Genomic DNA, 15,627 nt, shown 5'->3' on the forward strand with positions numbered 1-15,627 from the left:
CGTTTCTTACAATAGCGATACTCAAACGTTCAGGTCAATTGAGACTCGGCGGAGATTTTTTAAAAATCGCTGCAATATTTTCTTCGCAAGATCGAAAAGCCGTGTTCCTTTTCTTGCGAGCCGGCTGCAAGCCGGCCGAAGCTCGGCAGGTTTGCCTGATTTTTCTCTCACAATCGGCCATATGGGGTCGCCCAACCGCGATTCAGTTCTGCTTTCGGAGCCGATCGGATGCTCCCCCTTCGATTCGGCAAATGGACTTCGCTCCTCGTACCCATCCATCCGAAAAAACCGCCAAAATCACAAAGTTTTATTCGCCGGTCGGTTAAGCAATTAGGGCTTCTCGCATCAATATCGCTTTCCACAAGAATATCAGATTGATTTTCAATACTGTAACCAGCCTTAATGCACCATTCCGACTCGTCGAAGCGACGGTCACAGATTCTAGAAGGCATGCAATGACGCGCAATGCGACTATCGGACTTCTCATCATCGCCGTCGTCGTAGTCGCTGTCGCCGGCATCATGTATTACAACGCCACTCGGAAGGCGGTCGAGATCAATATCGGCAGCTATGAGAGCAAGATCTCGCTGAATAATAGCATCTAGAGCTAGACATAATACCGTTTAGAGCTGGGCGGCGAAGTCGGGCGTCCAACCGCGGCGACGAGGCCTTCCTCGGGACCCTCGCCCCCTTCCCATGGCTGGAGGGGCGTGACAGAGTTGCTGTCACAACAACGAGGGAGCAGCGGCCGTGAGCGAGGCAGGCGCGATCATCATCACCGGTGCGGCCGGCAATCTCGGAGCGGCGGTAGCGGACATATTGGCGCGGCGCGGGGCAAAGCTCGCCTTCATCGACCGCTCGCCGGAAAAGCTCGAGCGGCTCCTCGCCAGCCTGCCGGCCGGTACCGAGGCTCTGCCCCTCGCGGGTGTCGATCTCACCTCGCAGGAGGCCTGCAGTGTCGCCGTGGCGCAGGTGGCGGGAAGGTTTGGCAGCGTCTCAGCCCTGGTGAATACGGTCGGGGGCTTCCAGGCCGGGCCGGTCTCGACGGCTCTGGAGCAATGGGATGCGATGCTCACCGCCAATGCCCGCACGGCGCTCGCCATCAGCGCTGCGGTCCTGCCCGTGATGCAGGCGGCACGGCACGGACGCATCGTGCATGTCGCCGCCATGGCCGGTCTCAAGGCGCCGGCGGGGCTGGCGGCCTATGCCGCCTCCAAGGCGGCGCTCATCCGGCTCACCGAAGCCATCGCGGAGGAATATCGCGGCGACGGCATTACCGCCAATTGCATACTGCCGAGTGTGATCGACACGCCGCAGAACCGTGCCGCCATGCCCAAGGCCGACACGTCAAGCTGGGTAGCGCCCGAAGCGATCGCCCGGCTGATCGCCTTCCTTATCTCGCCGGCCGGCGGGGTTGTGACGGGCGCCGCCATCCCAGCCACCGGCACTGACGGAAATGCCTGAGCCATGCTGTTCATGGTTATCGAACACTTTCGCGACCAGGACGCCAAGGCGGTCTACCGGCGCTTTCGCGAACGCGGGCGCCAGGCGCCGGACGGACTCGCCTTCGTATCGAGCTGGGTGAGCGCGGACCTCGGCCGCTGCTTCCAGCTGATGGAATGCGAGGATGTCACGCTGCTGCAGCGCTGGGCGAGCGCCTGGTCCGATCTCGTCGAGATGGAGATCGTGCCGGTCGCGCCAGGCAAGGAGGTTGCCGCGGCGCTCGGCCCAGACCTTGACGCCTCCCCTCCCCTGGCCTGAACCCGCGCCGGTTGAACAAACCCGTGCTATGCCGCGTTTCGATAACGGAGGTCGGTGCGAACTTGTGGCATTCCCGCTCGGAACGCGAAACATGCCGGCCTCGATTTCTGGCGTTTCCGTCCTTGTGACGAGGTAAGGCAGTGTTGATGGAACAGGTCGAAGCACCGCAGGCCCGCCACCCCGACGAGGGGAGCTATCGCTTGCTGCTCGAAGCGGTGACTGACTACGCCATCTACATGCTCGACCTCGACGGCAGGGTGGCGAGCTGGAATGCCGGTGCCCGGCGCTTCAAGGGTTATGAGGCAAACGAGATCATCGGCCAGCATTTCTCGCGCTTCTACACCGAAAAGGATCGGGTGGACGGGCTGCCCGCGCGGGCCCTTGCGACCGCCGAGTCCGAGGGGCGCTTCGAGAACGAGGGCTGGCGCGTCCGCAAGGACGGTACGCGCTTCTGGGCTCACGTCGTCATCGATCCCATCCGGGATCCTGCCGGCCGGCTGGTCGGCTATGCCAAGATCACTCGCGACCTTACTGAACGCCGCGAGGCGGAAGACAAGCTCCGCCGCAGCCTGGAACAGTTCCGCCTCCTCGTTCAGAGCGTGACCGACTATGCCATCTACATGATCGACAAGGATGGCTTCATCTCGAGCTGGAACGCCGGCGCCGAACGCATCAAGGGCTATGACGCCGAAGAAATCATCGGTCAGCATTTCTCGCGCTTCTACACGCCGGAGGACCGCGCGGCAGGCGAGCCTGCCAAGGCGCTGGAGACGGCGGGTCGCGAAGGACGCTATGAAAGGGAGGGGTGGCGCGTACGCAAGGATGGCACGCGCTTCCGCGCCAGTGTCATCATCGACGCCATCACGGGCGATGACGGCACGCTGATCGGCTTCGCCAAGATCACCCGCGACATCACCGAGCGTGTCGCCGCCCAGCGGGCACTTGACGAAGCACGCGAGGCGCTGGCCCAATCGCAGAAGGTGGAGGCCATCGGCCAACTCACGGGCGGCATCGCCCATGACTTCAATAACCTGCTCACCGCCATCCTTGGCAGCTTGACCCTTGTGCGCAAGCGCGTGGGTGACGACGCCAAGGTGCTCTCCTTGCTCGACAACGCCATCCACGGGGCGGAGCGCGGCAGCGCCCTCGTCAAGCGAATGCTGGCATTCGCCCGCCGCCAGGAACTCAGCCTGGTCGCGGTCGACCTGCCCGAACTCGTCAGGAGCATGAAAGACCTCATGCAGACCTCGATCGGGCCGATGATCACCATCGACATACGCTTCCCTCCCGATCTCGAACCGGTGCGCAGCGACCGCCATCAGCTTGAATCCGCCCTGGTCAATCTGGTGGTCAACGCCCGCGACGCCATGCCGAATGGCGGCATGGTGACCATCTCGGGCCTGGCGGAGGAGATCCGTGAGAACCACCGCACCCGCCTGAAGCCCGGGCGCTATGTCTGCCTGAGCGTGGCGGACACTGGCATCGGCATGGACAAGGCGACGCTCGTCAAGGCGGCCGAGCCCTTCTTCACCACCAAGGGCATCGGCAAGGGCACCGGCCTTGGGCTACCGATGATCCAGGGTCTGGCGGAGCAATCGGGCGGGCGCCTGGTGCTGGAGAGCGACCTCGGTCGCGGCACCACGGCAAGGATCTGGCTACCGAGCGCCTTCGCCTCCACGGAAGCGCTCGCCGCGGCCTCCGGGCCTATGTCGGCGTCGTCCCCCATCGACCGCCGCCTCACCATCCTGGCCGTCGACGACGATGCGCTCGTGCTGCTCAACACGGCTGCCCTGCTGGAGGATCTCGGGCATGAAGTGCTGCCCGCCGCCTCCGGCGCCGAAGCACTCCGCCTCTTCGCGGATCGGCCGGACGTCGAGCTGGTGATCACCGACCAGGCCATGCCACACATGACAGGCCTGCAGCTCGCCCGCCAGATCTGGTCCATTCGGCCCGATCTGTCGATCATCCTCGCCACTGGCTACGCCGAACTCCCGCCCGACGCCGACCCGGCTCTCGCCAGGATCGGCAAGCCTTATGGCCAGGACGAGCTGGAGCGGGCGATCCAGGCGATCATGAACGCGAAGGGCGCCGTCTGAGAGCCTCGTTCCCTTCGCTGCATATCGGATCCTCCCGGCTAAGCCTGGCGCACGGGGCAGGGATGTCCGCGATCCCAGGAAGCCCTACTCCGCCAGCGCCGCGTTGAACTCGGCGCCCAGCAGAAAGGCAATCGCCACCAGCCAGAGGAAGAACAGCGCGGCGAAGACGCTGCCCAGACCGGCATAGAGCTTGGAATAGGTGTTGAAATCGGTGATGTAGATGCTGAACACGCCGCCGCCCACCAGCCAGAGCACCAGCGTGAGGAGGGCACCGGGCCAGATCTGGCGCAGTGGCGGGCTGCTCGCCACAAGGAAGATGTGCACCAGCATGATGGCGCTGCCGAGCACGAGCAGGGTGATGCCGTAGCGCGCGATCTGGATTATCGGTGCCAGCGGTTCCAGGAACGGCGCAAAGGTGATGGCCGCCTGCCACATCACCGGCCAGAGCACCACCAGAAGCGCCAGAGTCACCAGGGCGAGCGAGGCGACGAAGACGAAGAGCAGGCTCTCCAGCCGGCATAGCCAGAAGGAGCGCGTCTCCACCAGCCCATAGGCTCGGTTGACGCCGATGCGGATCGCCTCGACGCCATTGCTGGCCAGGGTGATGGCGACGATGGCCGAGATGGTGACGAGGCCGGGGCGCGAATTGCCCAGTACATTGTTGACTTCCTCGGCGATCGGCTCGGACACCGCATGCGGCCAGGTCTCGAACAGCAGCTTTACCACCTCACCCTGCAGCTGGCCGGTGCCGAGCACGCCGGCGAGTGAGGCGACGAAGATCAGGAAGGGAAACATGGCCGTAAGCGAGGATAGCGCCATATGGCTTGCCAGCGCAAAGTCGTCATGGGCCGAGGTCCGCACCACCATCCGCCAGATGAGGTTGAAGAAACGCTTCATGCGGAGGGCGCCGTCATGGGGCAGCCATCGGCGCAGCGATCATAGCGCGAGGAGCGGAGCCGAACGCCGGACTTCCCGAATACAAACCCCAAAGGATGGTGTTCATGGATTCTGGGTCTCCTCGCGGTCGCCCTGAACGACGAGAGTCGTGCTGCTGCCCTATCCAATATCATTTCTCCCCTAAGCAGATACCGGGAAAGTGTCCTACGGTTCTCCGACAGGAATCTACGACAAAACAAAGAACTGAGCGGACAAAGCGTTAACCTGCCAACGAAAGCGTGCCTGGTTCTGGGATATAGGAGTGGACTTGCCGCGTTCCATATTCGCAACGCGTTGCCGAAGCCTTTGTTTCGCAAGAGCGGCTGGAGGCCGGCCCGGGCGATGAGGGCGACCTGCCCCGCGGCCTGCCAACCCGCCGGGCAGTTGTAGCGAGGCTGAGGTGCAGCTCACGCCCCATCACGAATCGCGGCGCGACCGGCAACTCACCACAGCGTTACTCGCCCATTAACTTCGGGCAAGGTATGCCTTGCAATTGAAGGAGCCGAAAGTTTACCTGATTGCAAACCGGACGAGATCGATGCGTCGAACTGTTGTTGCAACCCTGTTCTTGTCGATCGCCTGCGGTCCGGCGATGGCGCAGCCGCGCGCGGTGATCGAACTGTTTACAAGCCAGGGCTGCTCATCCTGTCCGCCCGCCGACAAGATGATGGGGAACTGGTCGAAAGACCCCACCCTGATCGCGCTCTCCCTGCCGGTTGATTACTGGGACTATCTTGGCTGGAAGGACACGCTGGCCAGTCATAGCTTCTCCCAGCGCCAGCGCGCCTATTCTGAAGCGCGAGGCGACCGGGCCGTCTACACGCCGCAGATCGTCGTGGATGGCGTGCAGCACGTCGTCGGCTCGAATGACGAGGAAGTCCGCCGCGCCATCGAGGTGGCCGGCGCCCGCGCCAACGTGCTGGCCGTGCCCGTCGGCATCACGAGCAGGGACGGTTCCTACAGCGTCACGCTCGGCAAGACCAATTTGAGGGGCGAGATCTGGCTGGTGCCGGTGGAGCGCCAGGCCAAGGTGGTGATCGAGCGAGGCGAGAACACCGGCCAGACCGTCACCTATTCCAATGTGGCGCGCGGTTTCCGCAAGATCGCCGATTATGACGGCGCTGCCGCAACCCTCACCCTGAAGTCCGAGGACGTCACCGCGCCCGGCGCCGACAGCTTCGTGGTGCTGGTGCAGGCCACCACGGGCGGCAAGCCGAGTGAGATTCTCGGTGCGGCGATGCAGAGGTAGGGCGGCGCGGAAATCCCAGCCACGACCATCCTGATGGTTGTGGCGATGTCCGCCTCTTGGAAACGGCGCGCCCGCAGGATAGGAAGGGCGGACAAGATATCCGCGCTCCCAGTGGTCCCCCATGATCTCTCCTGACGATATCCGCGCCGCTTTTGCGCGCGTGGCCCCTCACATTCGCCGCACGCCCATCCTTGATCTCGAAGCCGGCGCCTTCGGCATCCCGAGTCCCCTGCAGCTCAAATTCGAATTCATGCAGCATGCAGGCTCGTTCAAGCCGCGTGGGGCCTTCAACAACCTCCTCTCCCGCCCGGTGCCGACGGCGGGGGTGGCGGCGGCCTCTGGCGGCAATCACGGCATTGCCGTCGCCCATGCGGCGCGTGCCCTCGGCCACAAGGCGCGCATCTTCGTCCCGGTCATCTCCAGCCCCGCCAAGATCGCTGCCATTCGCGCCCGCGGGGCCGATCTCGACATCGGCGGCGAGCGCTATGCCGATGCGCTGGCGGCCTGCGAACGCTATGTCATGGAGACCGGCGCCCTCTCCGTGCATGCCTTCGACGCCTGGGAGACCATTGCCGGCCAGGGCACGCTCGGCCTGGAATGGGAGGAGCAGGCGGGCGGGGCGCTCGACACCGTGCTGGTCGCCACTGGCGGCGGCGGGCTGATCAGCGGCATCGCTGCATGGTTCGCCAGGCGGGTGAAGGTCGTCTCGGTCGAGCCTGAGGGCTCGCAATGCCTGAAGGCGGCGCTGGCGGCGGGCGGGCCGGTGGATGTCGGTGTCGAGAGCGTCGCCGCTGATTCGCTGGGTGCGCGCAATTGCGGGCCGAGAGTCTATGAGGTCGCCAGCCGATATGTCGCCGAAGCGCTCACGGTGCCCGACAGTACCATCGTGGAAGCCCAGAAGCGTGCCTGGGCCGATCTGCGCGTGGCGCTGGAGCCTGGCGGCGCCACGGCGCTGGCCGCGTTGATCAGCGGCGGCTACCGTCCGGCGCAGGGCGAACGCGTGGGTGTGCTGATGTGCGGCGCCAATGTGGGGCTGGCCACAATTGAGGGGTAGGCACACCTGAGCGAAGGGCGCGGCGCAAGCCTCCCCCCCACGAGGCTGGGGAAGGTTTTGGGCGGCGTCCCTTATTCTGGTTCAGCCCTTGTTGGCCTTGTAGCGTTCGATAGCAGCGAGGATCATGCTCTCGGCTTCCTTTGCGTCGCCCCAGCCCTCGACCTTCACCCACTTGTTCTTCTCGAGATCCTTGTAATGCTCGAAGAAGTGCTCGATCTGCCTGATCGTGATTTCGGGCAGGTCAGTGTAACTATGAACCTTCTCATAGCGACGGGTGAGGCGCGGCACCGGAACGGCGATGATCTTCTCGTCACCGCCGGATTCGTCCCTCATCTTGAGCACGCCGACCGGGCGCACGGCGATGACCGCACCGGGGATGATGCCGCGCTGGTTGGCGATCAGCACATCGATCGGATCGCCATCGTCGGACAAGGTGTGGGGAATGAAACCATAATTGCCCGGATAGCGCATGGGCGTGTAGAGGAAGCGGTCCACCACAAGCGCACCGGCTTCCTTGTCCATCTCATACTTGATGGGCTCGCCGCCGACCGGAACTTCGACGATCACATTCACTTCGTGCGGTGGGTTGCGTCCCGTCGAAACGGCATCGATACGCATCGGCATCACATCCTGTAGAGCGGGTCTTGGCACACGATGCGCCAATCCCCCGGTGGGGATGCAGGCTTATGCGGAACCGAGCCACGTTTCAACCGGAAGATGACACAATTGTTAACTTGGCGTGTCGAAGACGTGAGCCGGCCCTGCCACATTGAGCCGGACGCGCGCGCCGGTCGGCGGCAGCTCCAATCCGGTGCCGGTGATGCGCAGTTTCATGCCGTTCGAAATCAAAACAACCGTGACGGCTCGCAGCGCCCCGCCAAACTCCACCTCCACGACACGGGCGAGGCACCCCTGCTCGGCGCCCTGCTCGACCGGCGTGAAACGGATCTGCTCAGGCCGCAGCATGATCTCGACCTCGCCGCGATGGCCATGCGTGCCGGCCGGCAGGCGGCCGAGCGCGCAGTCGACCCAGCCGACCCCGGCCTGGCCCTTCATCAGCACGGCTTCGCCCAGGAACAGCGCGGTCTTGCGGTCATGCGGACGGCGGTAGAGTTCGTGTGGCGCGCCGGCCTGCGCCAACCTGCCCTCGCTCAGCACCGCGACCTGATGGGCGAAGGAGAGCGCCTCTGTCTGGTCATGGGTGACGAGAATGGTGGTGACCCCGGCGGCCTCCAGCATGGCGGCGACGGCCTTGCGCGTTGCCTCGCGCAGGCCGGTATCGAGCGCCGAGAAAGGTTCGTCCAACAGCATGAGCCGGGGCTGCCTTGCCAGGGCCCGGGCAAGAGCGACACGCTGCTGCTGGCCGCCGGAAAGCTGGTGCGGCCGGCGTCCCAGCATGACCGGATCGAGATCGACCGTGCGCATCAGCGCCTCGATTCGGACTGCACGGTCGGCGAGGCTGCGTTCCAGGCCGAAGCCGATATTCTGGGCGATGGTGAGATGGGGAAAGAGCGCGCCGTCCTGCGTCACGAAGCCGATGCCGCGCCGGTGGGCGGGCACGATGGCCGACCCGTCGGCCAGCACCGCGCCATCGAGCGTCAGGCGACCGGCATCGGGGGCCTCGAAACCGGCGATGAGGCGCAGCAACGTGGTCTTGCCCGAGCCCGAGGCGCCGACGATCGCTGTGCGACTGCCGGCCGGCACCTCAAGGCTTACATCATCGAGCGCGGCCACGGCGCCATAGCGCTTGCTGGCACCTTCTATGGTGAGGAACGTCATTGGCCGATCGAGCGCCTGGATTGGAAATGGAGCAACAGGGTGAGCGGCAGGGCCAGCAGCACCATCATCAAGGCATAGGGCGCCGCGCGGGCGTAGTCGATATCGTTCGTGGCGGACCAGAAGCGCGTGGAGAGCGTCACCGTGCCACTCGGCGCCAGCATCAGAGTGGCCGTCAGCTCGGTGGTGATGCCGAGCGCCACCAGCGCCATGCTGGCGGCGACACCAGGCGCCGAGAGCCGCAGGGTGATCTGCCAGATCGCCTTGAAGGGCGTGCGCCCGAGCGCCATGGCGGCGCGTTCCAGCTCGACCGGCGCCTGGGCGATGCTGGCGCGCAGGCCGACCAGCGCACGCGGCAGGAACATCAGGGCATAGGCGGCGAGCAAGGTCGCCATGGTTTGGTAGAGCGGCAGTGCGACGCGCACGGTGATCGTCACCAGCGCCAGCGCCACCACGACGCCAGGCAGCGCGCCGACATAATAATGGCAGGCCTCCAGCAGCCTCTGCAGCCGCCCAGGGGCGCGTACCGAAAGCCACGCCATCGGCAAGGCGAGGAGCGAGGTCAGCACGGCGCCGAATAGTGCGAGGCCGAGCGTCTGGCCGAGGGCGCCGGCGATGCTATCGAGCGGCCAGACCCCGGCGCCGCCGATGGCAAGCCAGCGCGCCAGCGTCACCAGCGGCACGCCGAGCGACAGCGCCGCGGTAGCTGACGGCACCATCAGCCAAAGCAGCGTCGTGCGTCCGAGCCGAATGCGCGTTGCCGGCCGCGCTGCCCCGGAGCCGACGCGGGCATAGCGCTCGCGTCCACGCAACAGCGCCTCCAGCCCGAGCAGAAGGAGGCAAGCCACCACCAGAACGCCGCCGAGCATATTGGCGGCCGGGCCGTTATAGGACGACTGGAACTGGTCCACGATGGCGGTGGAGAAGGTGTCAAACTGGATCATGGCATAGAGGCCATATTCGGCCAGCAGATGCAGACCGACCAGCAGCGCGCCGCCGAGAATCGCCAGCCGCAGCTGCGGCAGCACCACGCGGAAGAACACGCGCGACGGCGAGAGGCCGAGAGAGGCGGCCACGTCCTCCAGCGCCGGGTCGAGACGGCGGAGCTGCGCCGAGACGGGCAAATAGAGGAAGGGGAAATAGGCGAGCACCGAGATCAGCACGCCGGCCGATAGTCCGCCCATGCTGGGCACTACGCTTACCCAGGCATATGAATGCACGAAAGCCGGCACACCGAGCGGCGCCACTGCCAGCCAGGACCAGATCCGCGCGCCTCTGAGGTCGCTGCGCTCTGTGAGCCAGGCGAGCGTCACGGCGAGGGCAATGGCGATTGGGATGGTCGAGGCCCCCAGGAGGAGCGTGTTGACCAGGAGTTCTCCCACGCGCGGCCGGAACACCAGCGCCGAGGCGGTCTGCCAGCCGATCTGGACGGTGATCCAGATCACGAAGCCGAGGGGCAACAGGGCAAAGAGCGAGACGAGGACCGCGGCGCCAGCAACCGCATCCCGTCCGGTGAATCGGGAGATGGGAACAAGCCTGAAGATGTCGGCCTGGAAACGCTGACTTGAAAGAAGAGACACCGGACGTCCTGAAACTCGAAGGCCTCCGGGTTACCCGGAGGCGCGATATTTCGCAAATAGGCAGGGATACGCAATCAAAACCTGGGATCGCGGGCATCCAGCCTGCTCTTGCGAGCGGTTCGCACTCCAACAAGGGAAGAGCAGGCTGGAACCTTGCGATCCCGGGAATCCTCTTACAGCAGTCCCGCAGCCATCATCAGCTCTGTGACCTTCCGGCTGTTGAGATCCGCCGGCTCCACCTTCGGAGCCTGGAGATCGGCGAGCGGCACCAGCTTCGGGTTGGATTGGTCGCCCTCGCCCACCGCATATTCATAGGAAGTGCCGGTCTTCAGGATTTCCTGGCCGCCCTTGCCGGTGATCCATTTCACGAAGGCCTGTGCCTCCGCTTGATGCTTGCTGGAGGCCAGCACGCCACCGCCGGAGACACTGACGAAGGCGCCCGGATCCTGGTTGCGGAAATAGTGCAGCGCCACGTTCTTGCTGTTCTCGCCGGTCTTGGCCTGATCGCCGAACCAGTAATAATGGTAGATCACGGCGCCCTCGACCTGGCCGGCATTGACTGCCTTCATGGCGGTGCTGTTGCCCTTGTAGAACTTGGCATTCGCCTTCATCGCCTTCAGCCAGTCGGCCGTGGCGGCCTCGCCCTTGAGGCTGAGCAGCGCGCTGACGATGGCCTGGAAATCGGCCCCGGAGGGGGATGCCGCCCAGCGGCCCTTCCAGGCAGGATTGGCGAGGTCGAGCAGCGATTTGGGCAGCTTGTCCTCGGTCAGCTTGGTCTTGTCGTAGGCGAAGACGGTCGAGCGGGCGGCGATGCCGGTCCAGCGGCCATGCGCCGGGCGGTAATTCGCGGGCACTTGGGCCAGCGTATCTGCCGGCAGCGGGGCGAACAGCTTGGCATTGTCGACCAGCACCATGGCCGGGGAATTCTCGGTCAGGAACACATCGGCTGGCGAGTTGGCGCCTTCCTGCACGAGCTGGTTGCCGAGCTCGGTGTCGCTGCCGTTGCGCAGCGTGACCTTGATTCCGGTCTCCTTGGTGAAGGCATCGGCCCAGGCCTGGGTCAGGTCCTCATGCTGTGCATTGTACACGGTGATGCCGGCATCCTTGGCCTGCGCAGCAAGGGGGGCGGTGAGCAGGGTCGCGGCCAACGCAGCTGCGCTGGCAAGGACCGCGCGGCGATGCGGCAGGAAAGCTCTCATCTGGACCTCTATCGGAATCGGGCTGCCGGTCGCTCACCGGCAGGACGGGAGCTGTGTAAGCGCGAGATCTTGGGAAAGTCAAACAATTTAGATTGGAATTAGAATTGTTAAAAACTGGAATGCAGTAGAATTAACTTGATATTCGATGGAATTCTTTTAGTTGCAATTAGAATTAGGACAGAATTAATAAAACCTTTTCTTTCTTCATTTTCCAGCCACTCCGAATAGTTGGCAATTTCGGAGCATTCCAGCGAGAATCACAGATGATCAACTCCGACGCCAGCAGTCGCGGCTACAGCCTCTGCGACGATGGCGGCCTGATGGCGCGAGCGAACCCCTGCCGTCGGAGAACCTCCATCCCGGCGGCGAGATTCCGTAGGCCAAGAAGGATGGCGGATGCAGGCTGGGCAAGCTATGAGGCCTTTCCCCCATCCGGCAATTGCAGTCGCTTGCCCGATATTGTAGCCCTTCACCATGCCGCCCGAGCCGGATGATATCCTCGCCAAAGCCTGGGAACACCATGCCCAGCTCCATCCCGTGCATCCGGATGAACGCTTCGTGCCCGACCACACCCATCGCATCAAGGCACCAGGCTGCTGGCTCATCCTGAGCGGCCTGGTGGGACTGCTGATGCTCGTGGTGATCTGGCGTGCGCCGGTCGATCTTGGCAGCGCCGAGATCCGGCGCGCGATCTTCGTCCTGTTCGCCACACTCGCCGTAGGCGGCGGCCTCGTCGCCCTGCGGCGCCACCGCCTGAACCTTGCCCGTCGGCCTTCCGCCGATCCCTTCGACAAACCGGAGCGGCCCTTCTCGCTCAGCGCCCTGCAATTGCTGTTCGTGCTTGCCTGCTTTGCAGCGATGATGGCCGTATTGCTGCTGACGGCCCCGGCGAGCCTGGTTTCCGCCGTGCTGCTGACCGCGCTCTTCGTCCTTCTCGTCGCGATCCTGTTCACCTGCGCCATCGCCACCTTGTTGCATGCGCTGCGCTGGCGCTTCGCCCGGCGCGCCTACGCCCTACGCTACAACGAGCCGGATCTCGGCTATTTCGCGGTGTGGGACAGAACGTAACCCTGGGATCGCGGGAGATCAGCACTGTCTTGACAAGGCGAGGCGCACCAAGCGCGGAGTGGCGATCACCGATCGCCATTTTCCTCATTCGCAAACGCCACGCCCTCAATGATGTCGATCGGTGATCGACACTCCAATCTCGCGCTTCCAATTGGCAAAGTCAGCGTGCATGGGCGTCGCTGCCTGCGATCCCAGGCTTCAAGCCGCCCAGCCGAAAGCGATCTTTTGCAGCTTGCTGTCACCAAAGCGCTCGACCATGGCGTCCACCTTCACGCCGCCGAGGCGCTGGTAGAAGTCGCAGGCGCGCTGGTTGTCCGCCAGCGCCCAGATCACCATGCCCTTGACGTCGTGGCCGCTGAGGTCACGGCGCACGGCATTGAACAGGCGCTTGCCGAGGCCGATGCCCTGATATTCCGGGCGCAGATAAAGTTCGAAAATCTCGCCCTGATAAGGCAGGCTCGCGGCGCGATTGCGCCCATAGGTGGCGTAGCCGGCGATTACGCCGCCGAAGGACATCACCACGATACGGGTCTTCCGGTCGATGGCGTAGCGCCACCATTTGGCGCCGCGCCGCTCCACCAGCCGCTCCAGCTCACGTCCGGGAATGACACCGCGATAGGCGTTGCGCCAAGCCGCATCATGCACATCCGCGATGGCATGGGCGTCGTCCGGTCGAGCCAGACGGATCTCTATGGCGTCGATGCTCATGGGGGAAGGATAATCGGGAGGGGGGCGATCCTGCAAGTCCTTTGCGGGGAGGCCACCGGGATTTGATCGCCTGGGAGCACGAACGACCCAAGACGGCAGGCTTCCGGCCAGCATCTCGGAAACGGGACCACCCGATTATTCTGTTGCAAGCCAGGCTCGCTCCCTGTTGAAAGGCGGCGAAAGGCAACCGCATGTCCTCCTTCCCCGTAGCCAGCCCCCTTCCGGTGCCCTCCGACCACCCCAGTCGCGCCAGCGGCAGGATCGGCGTGCTGCTGGTCAATCTCGGCACGCCAGATGCACCGACCTATTGGCCGATGCGCCGCTATCTCAAGGAATTCCTGTCCGACCGCCGCGTGATCGAGGTGCCGCGCCTCTTATGGTGGCCCCTGCTCAACGGCATCATCCTGACAACGCGGCCGGGCAAAAGCGGCGCGAAATATGCCTCGATCTGGGACAAGCAAGCCAATGCCTCGCCTTTGCTGGTGATCACGCGGCGCCAGACCGAGAAGCTCGCCGAGGCCATGGCAGCGCGCGATCCTCGCCTCATCGTCGAATTCGCCATGCGTTATGGCAAGCCCAGCATCGCCGAGCGTCTCGACGGCCTGCGCGCTGGGGGCTGTGACCGCATCCTGCTCGTGCCGCTCTATCCCCAATATGCCGCCGCGACCACGGCGACGGTCTGCGACAAGGCCTTCGAGCATCTGATGACGCTGCGCTGGCAGCCCGCCCTCCGTGTGGCGCCGCAATGGCATGACGATCCCGTCTACATCGAGGCGCTGGCAAGCTCGGTACGCCGGCATCTCGCCGGGCTCGATTTCGAGCCGGAAGTGCTGCTCGCCTCCTTCCACGGCGTGCCGAAGACCTACCTGCTCCAGGGCGATCCCTATTATTGCTTCGCCATGAAGACGGGCCGGCTGCTGGGCGAGGCGCTCGGCCTCGACGACAGCCGTTTCAAGATCACGTTCCAGTCCCGCTTCGGCAAGGAGGAGTGGCTGAAGCCCTATACGGACGAGACGGTGGATGCCCTCGCCAAGTCAGGCACCAAACGGCTCGCCATCGTCGCCCCCGGCTTCGTGGCCGACTGCCTGGAGACCCTGGAGGAACTGGGCGAGGAGAATCGCGAGATCTTCCAACATAATGGAGGCGAGAAATTCGCCTATCTGCCCTGCCTCAACGACAGCCCCGAGGGCCAGCGCGTGCTGGAGCATGTGGTGACGCGGGAGCTAGGAGGCTGGGCGTGAAGCGATAAGGGTAAGGGGCTGCACGACTTTCGAGTCTTGATGCGAGCCGACTTCGCGCCACTTGAAAAACCACATAAAATGTTCCAAGTCCAAAAAATCAGCGGCGGCCCCGCCGTTCCAGCGTGTGGGTAATCTCAATGGCCGGGACTCTTCGTAAACGTGACCGGCAGCAGGCGATCCTGGCCGAGCTGCATGCCTCGCCCTCGATCCGCATCTCGGAACTCGCCCAGCGCTTCGATGTCGTAACCGAGACCATCCGCCGCGATCTCGATGAACTCAGCGAGCAGGGCCTGCTCAGCCGCACCTATGGCGGCGCCGCCGGGCCGCCGCTCGACCTCGAGCCCTCGCTCGATGACCGCTACCGCACCAAAGTCGACCAGCGCTCGGCCATCGCCCGCGCGGTGCCCAGCCTCCTGCGCAATGGCGACACCATCATGATCGACGCCGGCGCCACCACCATCTATGTCGCAAGGCGGCTGGCGGCCGAACTGAAGAACCTCACCGTCATCACCACCAGCTTTGGCGTCGCCTCCGCGCTGGCCGTCAACCCGAGCATCCGGGTAATCGTTTGCCCCGGCGAGTTCGACGTGGGAGACGGCGGCGTCGGCGGCCCGGATACGCTGGCCTATCTGCGCAAGTTCAACCCCACCTACGCTATCATCGGCGCCAGTAGGGTCGACGCCAACGGCCCGAGCGACGAGAACTCGATGTCGGCCTGGAACAAGCGAGTGATGATCGAGCGGGCCGAGGCGGTGATCCTGGTGGCGGATCATTCCAAGTTCGAGCAGGCGGCGCTGGAGCATGTCTGCGCACTGGATGAGCTGGACTATCTGGTGACGGACGGCAGCCCTTCCGCGCAATTCGCCGCGGCCCTGAAGAAGGCAGAGGTCGGGGTGAAGGTGGCGGAGGTGTAGGCGCGGGGCCCCGAATGCCTTCCCCGCTCCGCAAAAGGCCTCCCG

Annotated in this window: 15 protein-coding genes; 9 read left to right on the forward strand and 6 right to left on the reverse strand. The window is 64.4% G+C overall.

Going from position 1 to position 15,627, the window contains the following annotated elements; all coding sequences use genetic code 11:
- Positions 1 to 455 precede the first annotated feature (455 nt).
- From ACMDCR_RS31885 to ACMDCR_RS31900, 4 genes are all read left to right on the forward strand, one after another.
- The gene (locus tag ACMDCR_RS31885) at positions 456 to 605 is read left to right on the forward strand and encodes a hypothetical protein (protein ID WP_413990458.1); all 150 of its coding nucleotides are present in this window, start codon (positions 456 to 458) and stop codon (positions 603 to 605) included.
- Between the two features lie 145 nt (positions 606 to 750).
- Positions 751 to 1,464, forward strand: coding sequence for an SDR family NAD(P)-dependent oxidoreductase (locus ACMDCR_RS31890; protein WP_413990459.1), 714 nt, complete (start codon positions 751 to 753; stop codon positions 1,462 to 1,464).
- 3 nt (positions 1,465 to 1,467) lie between these two features.
- Complete coding sequence (locus ACMDCR_RS31895; RefSeq protein ID WP_413990460.1) at positions 1,468 to 1,761, forward strand: DUF3303 domain-containing protein; 294 nt, start codon at positions 1,468 to 1,470, stop codon at positions 1,759 to 1,761.
- A 146-nt stretch (positions 1,762 to 1,907) separates the two neighbouring features.
- A complete protein-coding gene (locus ACMDCR_RS31900) occupies positions 1,908 to 3,857 on the forward strand; it encodes a PAS domain S-box protein (protein WP_413990461.1) in 1,950 nt (649 codons plus the stop codon).
- A gap of 84 nt (positions 3,858 to 3,941) precedes the next feature.
- Here the strand turns inward: ACMDCR_RS31900 and ACMDCR_RS31905 are convergent, their stop codons facing one another.
- Complete coding sequence (locus ACMDCR_RS31905; RefSeq protein ID WP_413990462.1) at positions 3,942 to 4,754, reverse strand: YihY/virulence factor BrkB family protein; 813 nt, start codon at positions 4,752 to 4,754, stop codon at positions 3,942 to 3,944.
- Between the two features lie 577 nt (positions 4,755 to 5,331).
- Here ACMDCR_RS31905 and ACMDCR_RS31910 point away from each other — a divergent pair.
- Together ACMDCR_RS31910 and ACMDCR_RS31915 are read left to right on the forward strand one after the other, a co-directional pair.
- Positions 5,332 to 6,042, forward strand: coding sequence for a DUF1223 domain-containing protein (locus ACMDCR_RS31910; protein WP_413990463.1), 711 nt, complete (start codon positions 5,332 to 5,334; stop codon positions 6,040 to 6,042).
- Positions 6,043 to 6,163: 121 nt separating this feature from the next.
- Positions 6,164 to 7,096: a threonine/serine dehydratase gene (locus tag ACMDCR_RS31915; RefSeq protein ID WP_413990464.1), complete on the forward strand. Its 933-nt coding sequence runs from the start codon at positions 6,164 to 6,166 to the stop codon at positions 7,094 to 7,096.
- 81 nt (positions 7,097 to 7,177) lie between these two features.
- Here ACMDCR_RS31915 and ppa read toward each other — a convergent pair whose 3' ends face one another.
- The 4 genes from ppa to ACMDCR_RS31935 form a co-directional block, all read right to left on the reverse strand.
- A complete protein-coding gene (gene ppa / locus ACMDCR_RS31920; RefSeq protein WP_413990465.1) occupies positions 7,178 to 7,714 on the reverse strand; it encodes an inorganic diphosphatase in 537 nt (178 codons plus the stop codon).
- Between the two features lie 111 nt (positions 7,715 to 7,825).
- Positions 7,826 to 8,875 (reverse strand): ABC transporter ATP-binding protein, encoded by a 1,050-nt coding sequence (locus tag ACMDCR_RS31925; RefSeq protein WP_413990466.1) that lies wholly within the window; start codon positions 8,873 to 8,875, stop codon positions 7,826 to 7,828.
- The gene (locus ACMDCR_RS31930; protein ID WP_413993781.1) at positions 8,872 to 10,398 is read right to left on the reverse strand and encodes an ABC transporter permease; all 1,527 of its coding nucleotides are present in this window, start codon (positions 10,396 to 10,398) and stop codon (positions 8,872 to 8,874) included. The genes ACMDCR_RS31925 and ACMDCR_RS31930 overlap by 4 nt, the downstream gene beginning before the upstream one ends.
- A gap of 227 nt (positions 10,399 to 10,625) precedes the next feature.
- A complete protein-coding gene (locus ACMDCR_RS31935) occupies positions 10,626 to 11,651 on the reverse strand; it encodes an iron ABC transporter substrate-binding protein (RefSeq protein ID WP_413990467.1) in 1,026 nt (341 codons plus the stop codon).
- 474 nt (positions 11,652 to 12,125) lie between these two features.
- Here ACMDCR_RS31935 and ACMDCR_RS31940 point away from each other — a divergent pair, with 474 nt between their 5' ends.
- Complete coding sequence (locus tag ACMDCR_RS31940; RefSeq protein ID WP_413990468.1) at positions 12,126 to 12,719, forward strand: hypothetical protein; 594 nt, start codon at positions 12,126 to 12,128, stop codon at positions 12,717 to 12,719.
- Between the two features lie 198 nt (positions 12,720 to 12,917).
- Here the strand turns inward: ACMDCR_RS31940 and ACMDCR_RS31945 are convergent, their stop codons facing one another.
- Positions 12,918 to 13,427 (reverse strand): N-acetyltransferase family protein, encoded by a 510-nt coding sequence (locus ACMDCR_RS31945; protein WP_413990469.1) that lies wholly within the window; start codon positions 13,425 to 13,427, stop codon positions 12,918 to 12,920.
- Positions 13,428 to 13,618: 191 nt separating this feature from the next.
- Between ACMDCR_RS31945 and hemH the strand changes: the two genes are divergently transcribed.
- Positions 13,619 to 14,668, forward strand: coding sequence for a ferrochelatase (gene hemH, locus ACMDCR_RS31950; protein ID WP_413990470.1), 1,050 nt, complete (start codon positions 13,619 to 13,621; stop codon positions 14,666 to 14,668).
- Positions 14,669 to 14,805: 137 nt separating this feature from the next.
- Complete coding sequence (locus ACMDCR_RS31955; RefSeq protein ID WP_413990471.1) at positions 14,806 to 15,582, forward strand: DeoR/GlpR family DNA-binding transcription regulator; 777 nt, start codon at positions 14,806 to 14,808, stop codon at positions 15,580 to 15,582.
- The last annotated feature ends 45 nt before the right edge of the window (positions 15,583 to 15,627 follow it).

This window comes from Labrys okinawensis, assembly GCF_047345005.1.
Lineage (GTDB): Bacteria > Pseudomonadota > Alphaproteobacteria > Rhizobiales > Labraceae > Labrys > Labrys okinawensis.

Excerpts from the sequence above, each read along its gene's own strand:
- ACMDCR_RS31955 (WP_413990471.1), top strand. The coding sequence starts at position 14,806 with ATGGCCGGGACTCTTCGTAAACGTGACCGGCAGCAGGCGATCCTGGCC.
- hemH (WP_413990470.1), top strand. The coding sequence starts at position 13,619 with ATGTCCTCCTTCCCCGTAGCCAGCCCCCTTCCGGTGCCCTCCGACCAC.
- ppa (WP_413990465.1), bottom strand. The coding sequence starts at position 7,714 with ATGCGTATCGATGCCGTTTCGACGGGACGCAACCCACCGCACGAAGTG.
- ACMDCR_RS31945 (WP_413990469.1), bottom strand. The coding sequence starts at position 13,427 with ATGAGCATCGACGCCATAGAGATCCGTCTGGCTCGACCGGACGACGCC.
- ACMDCR_RS31910 (WP_413990463.1), top strand. The coding sequence starts at position 5,332 with ATGCGTCGAACTGTTGTTGCAACCCTGTTCTTGTCGATCGCCTGCGGT.
- ACMDCR_RS31925 (WP_413990466.1), bottom strand. The coding sequence starts at position 8,875 with ATGACGTTCCTCACCATAGAAGGTGCCAGCAAGCGCTATGGCGCCGTG.
- ACMDCR_RS31895 (WP_413990460.1), top strand. The coding sequence starts at position 1,468 with ATGCTGTTCATGGTTATCGAACACTTTCGCGACCAGGACGCCAAGGCG.
- ACMDCR_RS31885 (WP_413990458.1), top strand. The coding sequence starts at position 456 with ATGACGCGCAATGCGACTATCGGACTTCTCATCATCGCCGTCGTCGTA.
- ACMDCR_RS31915 (WP_413990464.1), top strand. The coding sequence starts at position 6,164 with ATGATCTCTCCTGACGATATCCGCGCCGCTTTTGCGCGCGTGGCCCCT.
- ACMDCR_RS31905 (WP_413990462.1), bottom strand. The coding sequence starts at position 4,754 with ATGAAGCGTTTCTTCAACCTCATCTGGCGGATGGTGGTGCGGACCTCG.
- ACMDCR_RS31900 (WP_413990461.1), top strand. The coding sequence starts at position 1,908 with ATGGAACAGGTCGAAGCACCGCAGGCCCGCCACCCCGACGAGGGGAGC.
- ACMDCR_RS31940 (WP_413990468.1), top strand. The coding sequence starts at position 12,126 with ATGCCGCCCGAGCCGGATGATATCCTCGCCAAAGCCTGGGAACACCAT.
- ACMDCR_RS31935 (WP_413990467.1), bottom strand. The coding sequence starts at position 11,651 with ATGAGAGCTTTCCTGCCGCATCGCCGCGCGGTCCTTGCCAGCGCAGCT.